This is a genomic window from Streptomyces sp. NBC_00038 (assembly GCF_026343635.1).
GTDB lineage: Bacteria > Actinomycetota > Actinomycetes > Streptomycetales > Streptomycetaceae > Streptomyces.
This window is the reverse complement of record NZ_JAPELQ010000001.1, coordinates 3,387,421-3,399,867: the sequence shown is the minus strand read 5'-3', so window position 1 is coordinate 3,399,867 and position 12,447 is coordinate 3,387,421. Positions and strand designations below refer to the sequence as shown.

Annotated in this window: 10 protein-coding genes and 1 pseudogene; 1 reads left to right on the top strand and 10 read right to left on the bottom strand. The window is 67.5% G+C overall.

Going from position 1 to position 12,447, the window contains the following annotated elements; translation table 11 throughout:
• Positions 1-28 precede the first annotated feature (28 nt).
• The 4 genes from OG219_RS48130 to OG219_RS15545 all read right to left on the bottom strand — a co-directional run bounded on the left by OG219_RS48130 (position 29) and on the right by OG219_RS15545 (position 3,647).
• Entirely contained in the window at positions 29-568 is a 540-nt protein-coding gene (locus tag OG219_RS48130) for a hypothetical protein (RefSeq protein WP_323183278.1), read from the bottom strand.
• The gene (locus OG219_RS48125; protein WP_323183277.1) at positions 517-1,203 is read right to left on the bottom strand and encodes an acyltransferase; all 687 of its coding nucleotides are present in this window, start codon (positions 1,201-1,203) and stop codon (positions 517-519) included. Before OG219_RS48125 ends, OG219_RS48130 begins: the two co-directional genes overlap by 52 nt.
• A 283-nt stretch (positions 1,204-1,486) precedes the next feature.
• The gene (locus OG219_RS15550; RefSeq protein ID WP_266826930.1) at positions 1,487-2,251 is read right to left on the bottom strand and encodes an intradiol ring-cleavage dioxygenase; all 765 of its coding nucleotides are present in this window, start codon (positions 2,249-2,251) and stop codon (positions 1,487-1,489) included.
• A 139-nt stretch (positions 2,252-2,390) separates the two neighbouring features.
• Positions 2,391-3,647, bottom strand: coding sequence for an extracellular solute-binding protein (locus OG219_RS15545; RefSeq protein WP_266826928.1), 1,257 nt, complete (start codon positions 3,645-3,647; stop codon positions 2,391-2,393).
• Positions 3,648-4,012: 365 nt separating this feature from the next.
• Between OG219_RS15545 and OG219_RS15540 the strand changes: the two are divergent.
• Positions 4,013-4,150: pseudogene (locus OG219_RS15540) on the top strand (arabinan endo-1,5-alpha-L-arabinosidase); the annotation flags it as partial.
• A gap of 79 nt (positions 4,151-4,229) precedes the next feature.
• Here OG219_RS15540 and OG219_RS15535 read toward each other — a convergent pair.
• From OG219_RS15535 to OG219_RS15510, 6 genes are all read right to left on the bottom strand, one after another.
• Positions 4,230-5,855 (bottom strand): aminotransferase class I/II-fold pyridoxal phosphate-dependent enzyme, encoded by a 1,626-nt coding sequence (locus OG219_RS15535; protein WP_266826926.1) that lies wholly within the window; start codon positions 5,853-5,855, stop codon positions 4,230-4,232.
• Between the two features lie 191 nt (positions 5,856-6,046).
• On the bottom strand, positions 6,047-7,195 hold the full coding sequence (locus tag OG219_RS15530; protein WP_266826925.1) for an aldose epimerase family protein: 1,149 nt from the start codon (positions 7,193-7,195) through the stop codon (positions 6,047-6,049).
• Positions 7,196-7,248: 53 nt separating this feature from the next.
• Positions 7,249-8,493: a multiple monosaccharide ABC transporter permease gene (gene mmsB / locus OG219_RS15525; RefSeq protein ID WP_266826924.1), complete on the bottom strand. Its 1,245-nt coding sequence runs from the start codon at positions 8,491-8,493 to the stop codon at positions 7,249-7,251.
• Positions 8,490-10,040 (bottom strand): multiple monosaccharide ABC transporter ATP-binding protein, encoded by a 1,551-nt coding sequence (gene mmsA, locus OG219_RS15520; protein ID WP_266826923.1) that lies wholly within the window; start codon positions 10,038-10,040, stop codon positions 8,490-8,492. The genes mmsB and mmsA overlap by 4 nt, the downstream gene beginning before the upstream one ends.
• A 32-nt stretch (positions 10,041-10,072) precedes the next feature.
• A complete protein-coding gene (gene chvE / locus OG219_RS15515; RefSeq protein WP_353962406.1) occupies positions 10,073-11,185 on the bottom strand; it encodes a multiple monosaccharide ABC transporter substrate-binding protein in 1,113 nt (370 codons plus the stop codon).
• 144 nt (positions 11,186-11,329) lie between these two features.
• Complete coding sequence (locus OG219_RS15510) at positions 11,330-12,298, bottom strand: hypothetical protein (RefSeq protein ID WP_266826921.1); 969 nt, start codon at positions 12,296-12,298, stop codon at positions 11,330-11,332.
• Positions 12,299-12,447: the final 149 nt, after the last annotated feature.

The following is a 12,447-nucleotide window of genomic DNA, read 5'->3' as shown; positions in this document are numbered from 1 at the left end:
GGGTGGGATCGACGGCGGAGCGCCCGGTTCAGTGCTTGGCGTCCAGCCTGCTGAAGGCTCTGGTCAGGCCCTGCTTGAGTTTTCGTGACAGTGGCACCTCGACGAAGCGGTGGACGAGCCGGCTCAGGGTGAGCATCGCGGTGATGATCGCGGGGACCAGGAGGCGGGCGTCGATTTGGGCGTGGAGGTGGTGGATGAGGGTGGTGCCGATGCCGTAGTGGAGTAGGTAGAAGGGGTAAGTGAGGGAGCCCGCGGTGGTCAGCCACTTCCACTGGATTCTGTCGGTCAGGCCGAGGGCGATCCCCACCATGAGGAGCAGGAAGAGGGTGTAGAGGAGCAGTGAGCCGGACCAGCTCGACACCTTTTCCACACTGATCCGGGCGAGCAGCTGGTTCTGGGACATGACCCAGGCCAGGCCCAGGATGCCCCACAGCAGCAGGTCCTGGCCGAAGCGGTGCATGAGGTACAGGGCGAGGCCTGCGATGAAGAACCACGCGGCCTCGGGGTTCACGACCGTCACCAGCAGCGGAATCCCGGAGTTGTGCGCGACCGCCGCGAGGGCGCCCATACGCAGCAGAACATCACGACCTTGCGGTACGTCAGTCCGGTCGCCACCACCAGCATGAAGACGACGTAGAAGCGCAACTCGGACCAGAGCGTCCAGTACACGCCGTCCACCGCGGGCGCTCCCTCGCCCTGCTGGAGCATGGAGAGGTTGAGGATGACCTTCGCGGAGGGGATCGCGGTGAACTCCGCCGGCCAGAGCGTGAGGACGGCGGTGGTGAACAGCACCGCGAACCAGTAGGCCGGGTAGAGGCGGATCACTCGCGAGACGAAGAAGTCCCTGGCCCGCCTGCCCCAGCTGGACATGCAGATGACGAAGCCGCTGATGACGAAGAAGAACTCGACGCCGATCCAGCCGTAGGCGGCGAACGGGAAGAGGCTGGGGAAGATCTCCGAGACGGGGCCGTCCCAGATCTGGTTGCCCGGCTGGTTGGCGCGGTAGGTGCCGATGTAGTGGTGCAGCGCCACCATCCGGGCTGCCGTCAGCCGGAGCGCGTCGATCACGTAGAGCCGGGGCCGGGGCCGGCGTTGCGCGGTCGTGGGCGCCGCGCGTTCCCGCGCGGGCGGGCTTGTGTTGTCTTCGAGGGGCTGGTGCTGCTGTCGCCGGTTCTCCGCGGCGACGCTTCCCGCCTGTATCACGTGCTCATTCCGCCTGCCTGGCCCGTGGGGAGCCATCGTCCGAATGACCGGGAGATGACGGAGCGACCCCGGCGGATCCGGCTCACCAACTCCCACACGGGTACCGCGCCGCCCGACGGACGGTACCGGCGGAGCCTGGGAGGCCCCTGAGTGGCCAGCCTCCCGCGCGTGGGTCCTTGATTGGCAGATTCATCCCAGCCGCGGGCGGGAAAAGGCCTGGTCGTGCGGTCTGCCGCTGGGACGAATCTGCCAATTACCTAGCTGTCGGGGTGGGGGGTTCGGGTCAGGTTGATTCGATTCCGAGGGTCAGGGTGCCGGTGTAGCCGGCGGAGGGGGAGGTGCCCAGGGGGGTCAGGGTGAGGAGGCCGGACGCGGCGCCTCCGTCGTCGTAGATGCTGTCCTGCGCGAGGGTGGTGCGGGTGACCGTGTTGGCCGAGTAGGGGGAGAGGGTTCCTACCGACGCGGTGGTCGTCTCGTTGAAGAAGAGCTGGCCGGTGTGGAGTTCCTGGCCGCCGGTGAACGAGCCGTCGGAGGTGAGGGTGACTCCGGTGTGCACCTTTACGTGGATGTGGACGCAGCGGCCTCGGTACCAGCCGGGGTAGATGCTCGTGATCTTCGCTACGCCGTTGGTGCCCGTCAGGACGCCGCCGCGCAGGAACGTGCCGTTGTCGGGCTCGTTGTGGCCGTTGCCGCCGACGAATCCGGAGTACTCGCCGAGGTGGTCGCAGTGCCAGAGCTCGACGAGCGCCTTGTTCAGCGGTGCGCAGGTGTCGTCGTCGACGACGGTGAGGGTGAGTTCAAGGGGGAATCCCGTCTTGTCCTCGCTGATGTCGGCGCGTACGTAGGCGCCGTCCAGGTAGTAGGGGCCTTCCGTCATCTCCTTGGTGAGGGTGCAGACGGCCGCCGCGGCGGCCGGAGCCGTGGCCGCGGTGTCGGCTGTGGGGGCTTCAGGGGCCCCGGCGGCCACGGCCAGCGTTGCGACCGTCGCGCCCGTGGCGATCAGCACCGTGCGGCGCCCGAGTGGGGTTGCTTCCGAAGTGTCTGTCATGAACGCGTCACCGTAGGGACGGAAGCTGTCGACGGGCTGTGTGTTCGGCAAAGTGATGCACCGTCAAGTTCAGAGTGAGCCAAGGGAGTTGATGGAATGTTGAACGAAGGGGAAGGGTGCGGCGCCATAATGGCGCCGCTCAGCGTGCCGCCTTCGCGATCGACGTCAGGACCGCCTCCGGATCGCCCGCCGGCGCGACCGCCGCGCCGACCTGCGTCCTGATCGCCGCCGAGACCTCCGACCAGTTGGTCTCGGAGAGCGGATAGAGATCCATGTTCTCCAGCGTGTCCAGGCCGTTCCAGAGGCTGCGGTAGCGGGTGTCCGCGCGCATGGCGGCACTGACGGACGCGGTGACGGGGAGCAGCTGGTACTCGGAGGCCTGCTGGGTGACGTACTCGTCGCTGTACAGGAAGTCGAGGAACCGGCCGGTCTGCTCGCGGTGTCCGGCCTGCTTGAAGGCGATGGTCCAGTCCGCGGTGCCCATGGTCGGCTCGGTCTGCCCGGTGCGGCTCGGCAGCGGAATCGTGCCGTAGGGCACGCTCAGCGACGAGTCCTCGATCTGCCGGATCAGGGAGAGCGGGGCGTTGACCATCGCGGCCTCACCGTCGACGAACGCGTCCAGGGCCTCGGTGCGGTTCAGCTCGCCCGGCTGGACAGGGCCGGTGAGCCCCGCGCCGACGAGGTCCGACTTGAGCCACTCCAGGGTCGACACGTTGGCGTCGGAGGTGAGGGTGTAGGTGCCGCCCTGGGTGTAACCGCCGTCCCCGGCCAGCAGCCACGTCAGCGTCTCCGCCTCCGCCTCCTCGGGGCCCAGCGGCACCGCGATCGGGTACTTCACGCCCCAGGCCTTCAACACCTCTGCTGCGGCGACGAGTTCGTCCCAGGTGGTGGGCGGTTCGAGGTCCGCCCGGGCGAACAGGTCCTTGTTGTAGTACAGCAGCCGGGTGCTCGCGGTGAACGGCAGGCCGTACTGGGTGCGTTGCACCTGTCCCGCCTCGGTGAGGCTCGGGGCGAAACTGCCCTGGACCGCGATGGAGAGCAGTTCGTCGGCCGAGTAGAGCAGGCCCTCTGACGCGTACTCGGCGTAGCTGCCGGTCTGCACGACGTCCGGCGCCCTGCCCTGTTTCACCAGCTCGGCGACCTTCGCGTCGACGGTGTCGGCCGGGTACACCTTCGCCTCCACATGGATGTCCGGGTTGGCGGCCTCGAAGTCGAGTGCCACCCGGTCCCAGTAGCCCTGCGAGTTCTTGTGGACGCTGTCGCCGTAGTTGGTCGCGATGACGGTGAGGGTGGTGGCCCCCGACTCCGTCCCCGCGCTGCCGCCGCAGCCGCTCGCGCCCGCCAGGAGGGCCAGCGCGGCCGCCGTCGTCACCATGGTCCGGGCTCTGCGGTGCATGGTCGCCACCTCTGTTCGGCCGTTGACGCGCGTAGACGAAGCGCGTCGATCGTAGGCCGGACATTAGGCGGTGCACAGGGCCGTGGCGGTTGCGTTCCGGTTCCGGGGATGTGACGCATGTGGCCTGAAATCACAGACGGGTGAAGGGAGTTGGGTGCGCGACGGACGTTGACGCGCAAGCGCTTCGATTCTACGTTTCCGGGCTGAAACCGTTCGAAGTGCAGGCCATGGTTCGAAATGGCGACCAATCGTCCGTACCTCGTCGGGTCAGTACCTGCTGTACGCCACCGGTGGCGGCCTGAGCCACCGGACGTCCGCCAACCGCATCGTCTTCAGCGCCGGCCGGCGACGCGTTCACCACCAAGCCCGGCGGCCCGTCCGTCCTGGCCGACGCGGACGACGACCTGATCGTCCACCACTACTACGACGGCAACGACAACGGGACGCCCAAGCTCGGGATCAACCTGCTGAACTGGAGCAGCGGTTGGCCGGTCGCGTACTGACCCCGTAGGTGCCGACCTGGAGGGTACTGACCCGGAGTCAGGCGGCGGGGGGAGGGGCTGCGTCCCTCCCCCCGCCTGGCTAGCCGGCCTGGGTGTACATGGCCCCCGCAGCCGGCCAGCCGCCCATGGCCTGCTGCGGCGACTGCTGCTGCGGTTCGGGCTGGGTCCGGCCGCGGACCTGGGCGGCGGTGAGGCCGCTGGGGTGGGCGCCGCCCTGTGTGCCCGGCTGGGGGGCGGGGGCGGGGGCCTGTACGGCCGCGGCCATGCCGGGCATGCCGGTCTGGGTGTAGGCGGGCAGTCCGGCGGCCGGGACCGGGGCGTACCCGGGCATCGGGGCGGGCTGCTGAGGCGGCAGCATGGCGGCCGGTGCCGCGACGGGGGCCAGGCCCGGCATGACCCCGGGGGTCTGCGCGGGGGCGGGCCCCGGCCAGGCGCCGGTCTGTGCGTTCTGGATGCTCGGCATCGCCTGGGCCTGCGCCGCCAGCCCCTGCATGCCGGCCCCGTTCGTGGCGCCGATCAAGCGGTCCACCGCCGCCGTACCCGAGCTGTAGCTGGTCCCTGTGCCCATCTCGGGTACGGCGGCTCCCCTCCTGGTCCCGTAGAGCACCTGTTCCAGGCCGGACACCAGGCGACGCACGTCCACCTGGGGGCGCACCACGAGTCTCAGGAAGCGGCTGGAGGAGCCGATCTTGTTGCCGCACTCGCGGACCAGGATGCGGTGCTCGGTGAGCAGCCGGTCCCGGACCACGGTGCCTTCGGCGCCCACGGGGAGGCGTACGAAGAGGAAGTTGCCCTGCGACGGATAGACCGTCAGGCCGGGCAGATGGGCGAGCTGCTGGGCCATGTCGAGCCGGTCGCGGCGGACCATATGCAGGCTCTGCATGTACTCCTGGCCGTGGTTCTTCAGCATGAACACCACGGTCTCCGCGAAGGAGTTGAGGTTCCACTTGGGCAGCATCGAGCGGACCCGGCCGGCCAGCGAAGGGTTGGCGACCATGTAGCCGAAGCGGATGCCGTGCAGACCGAAGTTCTTGCCGAGGCTGCGCAGCACGACGACGTTGGGGCGCATCACGGCGTCCTCGACGACACTCGGCTCGTGCTCCGCGTCGGCGAACTCCAGGAACGACTCGTCGATCACGATGAGGTCCAGGTCCGCCATCGCGTCCATGAACTGGACGAGCGACTGGCGGGGTATGAAGCCGCCGTCGGGGTTGTTCGGGTTGCAGATGACCGCGACCCGGGTGCCGCGGGCGCGGATGAACTCCGCGTACTTGGCGAGGTCCAGGGCGAAGCCGCTGGACTCCTGCAGCGGGAACATGTCGACCCGCTTGCCGGTCTCCATCGGCTGGTCGGTCCAGCGGCCGAAGGTGGGGACGGGTATCGCGAGGGACTCCCGGACCAGCAGGTGGTCGATCCAGGTGATGAGTTCGGTCGAGCCGTTGCCCATCGCGACGCACTGCGGCGGGAGTTGGAGGAGGTTGCAGAGCTCGCCCGTGATGGTGTCGGCGCTGCTCGGGTAGTACGTGATGATCTCGCGGAGCCGGCCCGCCAGGTCGTCGAACATGGCGGGCGTCGGGAAGTACGGGTTGCACGGGATGCAGAAGTCGACCGGGCCGGCCCCTTCGCCGCTCTCACGGGTAAGCGCTGCCATCGAGGGGCTGTGCGCCGCCGTGCCGCGGAACAGCGAGGTGACGTTGTCGGCCATGGAACCTCCGTAGGGGGCGGGCCCGCTGGGGAGGACGGGCCCTCCGGCTTTGGGTGGCCCGCGCGGGGGAGCGCGGGCCACCCAAAGATACGGATACGGAGGGGGCGCTGTTCAACTCGTGTGAATTTCGTAAGAGTTAGTGATCTCAGGCAACCGAAGCGGCCGGAAACCCCTCAGGGCCCACTGTGCCCTCAGTTGCCGAACGTGTGCACCGTCGTCGTCCGGTACGTCTGGCCCTGCCTCAGCACGGTCGACGGGAACGACGCCTGGTTCGGAGAGTCCGGGAAGTGCTGGGTCTCCAGGCACAGCGCGTCGCCCTGCCGGTAGATGCTCCCGCCGGGGCCGACCAGCGTGCCGTCCAGGAAGTTGCCGGAGTAGAACTGCAGGCCGGGCTCGGTGGTGGCGATCTTCAGGGTACGGCCGGAGGAGGGGTCGCGCAGCGTCGCGACGTGCTCCGGCTTGGCCGTGATCCCCTTGTCCAGGGCCCAGTTGTGGTCGATGCCCTTGCCGTACAGCAGCTGCTGGTTGGCGACCCGGATGTCCTCGCCGACCGTCTTCGTGCGCCGGAAGTCGAAGGGGGTGCCCGCGACCTTGGCCAGCTCGCCGGTGGGGATCAGCCCCGAGTCGACGGGTGTGTAGCGGGCGGCGGCGATCTTCAGCTCGTGGTCGTAGATCGAGCCGCTGCCCTCGCCGGCCAGGTTCCAGTAGACGTGGCTGGTGAGGTTGACGACGGTCGCCTTGTCGGTGGTGGCCTCGTAGTCGACGCGCCAGTCGCCGTGCTTGGTGAGGGTGTACGTCACCTTCGTCTTGAGCGTGCCGGGGTAGCCCATCTCGCCGTCGACGCTCGTGTAGTATAGGTACAGGCCGACGTCCGTGCCCTTGGTGAAGGGCTCGATGTCCCAGACGTGCTTGTCGAAGCCCTTGATGCCGCCGTGCAGGCTGTTGACCCCGTCGTTGACGGAGAGCTGGTAGCTCTTGCCGTCGAGGCTGAACTGCCCCTTGGCTATGCGGTTCCCGTAGCGGCCGATCAGCGCGCCGAAGTACGGGGTCTTGGCGACGTAGTCCTCGATGTTGTCGAAGCCGAGCGACACGTTCTTGTACTTGCCGTGCCGGTCGGGGATCTCCAGGGACTGCACGATCCCGCCGTACGAGAGGACCTTGAGCTTCGTCCCGCCGTTGGCCAGTGACCAGCTGTAGATCTTGGTGCCGTCGGCGAGCTTGCCGAAGAGCGACTTCACCGGCGTCCTGCCTCCCGTGGCGTGGGCCGTGCCGCCGAGTGCGGTGGCGGCCATTCCTGCTGCTGCGGCTCCAGCGATGACCGTACGTCTGTTCAGTTCCATGTGCGGCTCCTGCAGATGGAGGGGGCCCCGCCTTCCGGCGGGGCCCAGCTGACTTACGAACCGACCTTGCGCTTGTTCCACACGTCGAAGCCGACCGCCGCCAGCAGTACCAGGCCCTTGATGACCTGCTGCCAGTCGGTGCCGATGCCGACGAGGTTCATGCCGTTGTTCAGCACGCCCAGGACGAGACCACCGATGATCGCGCCGAGGACTGTGCCCACGCCGCCGCTCATCGACGCGCCGCCGATGAACGAGGCGGCGATCGCTTCGAGTTCGAAGTTCAGGCCCGCCTTGGGCGAGGCCGCGTTGAAGCGGGCCGCGAAGACCAGACCCGCCAGGGCCGCGAGCATGCCCATGTTCAGGAAGACCAGGAAGGTGACCTTCTTGTCCTTCACGCCCGACAGCTTGGCCGCGGGGAGGTTGCCGCCGATGGCGTACACGTGGCGGCCGATGACTCCGTTGCGCATGACGTAGCCGAAGCCGACGAGGAGCACGCCCAGGATGAGCAGGACGACGGGGGCGCCCTTGTAGCTGGCCAGGAGCATGGTGAAGGTCAGGACGGCCGCGGTGAGCGCTGCCAACTTCACCGCGAACAGCTTGGCCGGCAGCACCTCGAGCGAGTACTCCGACTGCCGCTTGCGGTCGCGTACCTCCTGGAGGATCACCACGCCGACCAGTGCGAAACCGAGCAGCAATGTGAGGTTGTGGTAGTTGGTGTCCGGTCCGATCTCGGGCAGGAAGCCGTTGGCGGTCTTCTGCAGGCCCTCCGGGAACGGGCCGAGTGTCTGGCCCTCGAGGAAGACCTCGGTCAGACCGCGGAAGATCAGCATGCCTGCGAGGGTCACGATGAACGACGGCATACCGGCATAGGCGATCAGGAACCCTTGCGCCGCGCCCGCGGCGGCACCCATGGCCAGGCACAGCAGCACCGCGAGCGGCCAGGGCACATCGTTCCTGACCATCAGTACCGCTGCCACACCGCCGATGAACGCGGTGATCGAGCCGACCGACAGGTCGATGTGGCCCGCGATGATGACGATCATCATGCCGATCGCCAGGATCAGGATGTAGCTGTTCTGCAGCACCAGGTTGGAGACGTTGCGCGGCAGCAGGAGGTCGCCGTCGGTCCACACCGCGAACAGGGCCACGATCACGCCGAGGGCTATCAGCATGCCGTACTGGCGCATGTTGCGGCGCATGCCGTCCAGCAGTAGCCGCAACAGGCCGTCGGAGGCGGCCGATCCGCTCTTCCCCGGCGGCGCGGGGGCCGGCGTCTTGGCGGTCAGATCCGTGCTCATCGCGTTACCTCTTTGTCCTTCGTCATCTGACGCATCAGGGATTCCTGCGAGGCCTCCGCCCGCGAGAACTCACCTGTCAGCCGCCCTGCGGCCATGGTGTAGATGCGGTCGCACATGCCGAGCAGTTCCGGCAGCTCGGAGGAGATGAAAACGACCGCCTTGCCCTCGGCGGCCAGCTTGTCGATGACCGTGTAGATCTCGAACTTGGCGCCGACGTCGATGCCGCGCGTCGGTTCGTCCATGATCAGCACGTCCGGACCCGTGAAGATCCACTTGCTGAGGACGACCTTCTGCTGGTTGCCGCCGGACAGCCTGCCCACCCGCTCGAAGACGTTGGGCGCCTTGATGTTCATGGACTTGCGGAAGCTCTCGGCGACCTTGCGTTCCTCGTGGCCGTCGACGACGCCCCGCTTGGACACCTTGTTCAGCGCGCTGAGCGAGATGTTGCGGCCGACGGTGTCGTCGAGGTTGAGCCCGTAGTGCTTGCGGTCCTCCGTGACGTACGCGATGCCGTGCTTGACCGCCTGGGAGACGGTCTTCGTACGGATCTCCTCGCCGTCCTTGAGGACCGTGCCGCCCGCGTACCGGCCGTACGTCCGCCCGAAGACGCTCATCGCGAGTTCGGTGCGGCCGGCGCCCATCAGGCCCGCGATACCGACGATCTCCCCGCGCCGCACATTTATTGACACATCGTCAACAACCTTGCGCTGCTGGTCGATCGGGTGGTGGACGGTCCAGTTGCGGATCTCCAGGGCCGGTGCCGCGCCCGCCACCGCGTCGTGCGCGGTGCGCTCGGGGAAGCGGTGGTCGAGGTCCCGGCCGATCATCCCGTTGATGATCCGCTCCTCGGTGGTCTCCGCGGCCTTCACGTCGAGGGTCTCGATGGTCCGGCCGTCCCGGAGGATCGTCACCGAGTCGGCGACCTTCCGGATCTCGTTGAGCTTGTGCGAGATGATGATGGAGGTGATGCCCTGTTCCTTCAACTCCAGGATCAGGTCGATGAGTTTGCCGCTGTCCTCGTCGTTCAGCGCGGCCGTCGGCTCGTCCAGGACGAGCAGCTTCACCTCCTTCGACAAGGCCTTCGCGATCTCCACGAGCTGCTGCTTGCCGACGCCGATGTCGGCCACCCGGGTCTGCGGATGGTCCTCGAGACCGACCCGGCGCATCAGCCGGGTCGCGTGCTTCAGCGTCTCGTTCCAGCTGATGACGCCACCGCTGGCCTGCTCGTTGCCGAGGAAGATGTTCTCCGCGATGGACATGTACGGCACCAGGGCCAGTTCCTGGTGGATGATCACGATGCCGTGGTGCTCACTGGCCCTGATGTCCTTGAACTCGCAGGCCTCACCCTCGAAGAGGATGTCCCCCTCGTAACTCCCGTGCGGGTGGACGCCGGAGAGGACCTTCATCAAGGTCGACTTGCCGGCGCCGTTCTCCCCGCAGATGGCATGGACCTCGCCCTGACGGACGGTCAGTGTGACGTCCGACAGCGCCTTGACGCCGGGAAAGGTCTTGACGATCGAGCGCATTTCCAGGACGGGTCCCGCCATGGTCGTGCCTTCCAATCCCTAGAGTGCGGCGGTTACTTGAGGTCGCTTTCCTTGATGTAGCCCGAGTCGACGACGACCTTCTGGTAGTTGGCCTTGTCCACGCTCACCGGCACCAGCAGGTACGCGGGCACGACCTTCGAGCCGTTGTCGTAGGTCTTGGTGTCGTTGGTCTCCGGCGTCTTGCCGGTGAGCGCCGCGTCGACCATGTTCGAGGCCACCTTGGCGAGTTCGCGGGTGTCCTTGTAGACGGTCATCGACTGCTCGTCCGCGATGATCGACTTCACCGAGGCGACCTCGGCGTCCTGGCCGGTGACGATCGGCAGCGGCTTGCTCGCGGAGCCGTAGTCGTCCGACTTCAGCGAGGAGAGGATGCCGATGGAGATGCCGTCGTACGGCGAGAGCACCGCGTCGACCCGCTCGGTCTTGTAGGCCGCGGTCAGGATGTCGTCCATGCGCTTCTGCGCGGTGCCGCCGTCCCAGCGCAGCGTGGTGACCTGGGTCAGGTTGGTCTGGCCCGACTGGACGACGAGCTGCTTCTTGTCGATGTACGGCTGCAGGACGTTCATCGCGCCCTGGAAGAAGTACTTCGTGTTGTTGTCGTCGTTCGAGCCCGCGAACAGCTCGATGTTGAACGGCCCCTTCTTGCTGCCGTCCGCCAGGCCGAGCTTCTCCAGGATGTAGTTGCCCTGGAGCTCGCCGACCTTCTCGTTGTCGAACGACGCGTAGTAGTCGACGTTCTTGGTGCCGAGGATGAGGCGGTCGTACGAGATCACGGGGATCTTGGCGTCGGCGGCCTGCTGGAGCACGTTGTTCATCGACTTGTTGTCGATGGCCGCGATGATCAGGGCCTTCACGCCCTGCGTGATCAGGTTCTCGATCTGGGAGACCTGCTGGTCCGGGTCGTCCTCGCCGTAGACCAGCTGGGTCTTGTAGCCCTTGGACTCCAGGTCCTTGACCACGTTGTTGCCGTCCGCGATCCAGCGCTCGGAGGACTTGGTCGGCATCGCGATGCCGATGGTGCCGCCCTTGGCACTGTCCGAGGCCGCGTCACTGCCGCCCTCGCTGTCCTGACCGCAGGCGGTGAGGGTGAGCGCGAGGGAGGCGGCTCCGGCTATGGCGGCGAGTGCTGCTCTGCGGTTTCGCATGATCATCATCCTTGATGTCGTGGGACCAGACTCGGTCTCGCGATGCGGGGACGCTCCGAAGGGCGGTGCGAGAGAAGACCGAGGAGAGGTGTGTGGGATTGTGTGCGGCTGCGTCGTCTTTTGTGAAGCGGTTGGCCCGGAACGTTATGAGGGCGTTTCGAACCGCTTCAAGCCACCCGGCAGCCGTGAACCGAGCGGCGCCATGTCGCCGTCCGCTCCGTGCCGCGCGAGCAGGTCCAGGGCGAGCCGGCCGCGCCGCACTCGTTCCCGGGCCGTGTTGAGGGTCAGATCCCGCAGATGGTGCCCGTAGGGGTAGATCCCGGGTGCCTTGGACAGGCCGAACTTCAGATAGATCGGTGCGCCGCGCCGGATCAGCTCGGCGACCTCGTACATCCGCACGTACCCGCCGAGGTCGTCGGGGGCCTCGATGTACATGTCCATGGGGGCGGCTGAAACCCGCCGGATCTCGGTGAGGTGATCGAGCGTCAGATCACTCGGCACATTGAGGGAGTCCGCGCCGAGATGCTCGTACACGGCGTACGAGGCCGGGTTGACGGGACCCACCAGCGCCGAGAGTTTGAGGGTGGTGTCGGCCGGGATGATCCCGGCCACCCGCGCCCGGTGCAGCGTCCACAGGACACCCTCGTCGGCGACGAGCAGGCACTTGACGCCCAACTCCGTTGCCCGGACGGCGTCTTCGACGCATCCGGCGACCGCGTCGTGGCCGCGGGCGCGCAGCCCGCCGCCGCGCGAGTCGGTGCGCACCGAGCCGCCGATGTCCCAGGTGCCGCGCGGCCCGGTGAACAGGCAGAGCTCGATGTCGTGTTCGTCGGTCGCCTCGACCATCTCGGTGATCTCGGAGTCGGTCAGCATCCAGACGCCGCTGCCCTGACTGATCCGGTGGATCGGCACATCGAGCCGCGAGGACTCCTTGAGAACCACGGCAAGCGCCTCGGGCCCCTCCACGGAGGGGACCTCGGTGCGCCAGCGGCCGCCTCCCGGGAAGGTGTGCGGCGAGGCGTCGGCGGGATCGAGGGCGGGCGCGCCCAGGCCGAGCGCGGCGAGCGCCTGCTCACCGGGTCGACGGGCTGCCGTTGGCGGGGCGTCGGTCACAAGCTGTCCTTCGCGTTCGTTGACTGGTGCGTTCGGTATTTCGAACGCGGTTCGTGTCGGTGGGTGTACGCCGGTACGGAGTGGTCAGGCACCCCGTACCGGCGTACTGCTAGGGGCGCCGAAGGACCCGGTTCATGGGCGGAGGACGA

Coding starts and splice junctions, on each gene's coding strand:
- OG219_RS48130 (WP_323183278.1), bottom strand. CDS start 568: ATGGGCGCCCTCGCGGCGGTCGCGCACAACTCCGGGATTCCGCTGCTG.
- OG219_RS15550 (WP_266826930.1), bottom strand. CDS start 2,251: ATGACAGACACTTCGGAAGCAACCCCACTCGGGCGCCGCACGGTGCTG.
- OG219_RS15545 (WP_266826928.1), bottom strand. CDS start 3,647: ATGCACCGCAGAGCCCGGACCATGGTGACGACGGCGGCCGCGCTGGCC.
- OG219_RS15535 (WP_266826926.1), bottom strand. CDS start 5,855: ATGGCCGACAACGTCACCTCGCTGTTCCGCGGCACGGCGGCGCACAGC.
- OG219_RS15530 (WP_266826925.1), bottom strand. CDS start 7,195: ATGGAACTGAACAGACGTACGGTCATCGCTGGAGCCGCAGCAGCAGGA.
- mmsB (WP_266826924.1), bottom strand. CDS start 8,493: ATGAGCACGGATCTGACCGCCAAGACGCCGGCCCCCGCGCCGCCGGGG.
- mmsA (WP_266826923.1), bottom strand. CDS start 10,040: ATGGCGGGACCCGTCCTGGAAATGCGCTCGATCGTCAAGACCTTTCCC.
- chvE (WP_353962406.1), bottom strand. CDS start 11,185: ATGCGAAACCGCAGAGCAGCACTCGCCGCCATAGCCGGAGCCGCCTCC.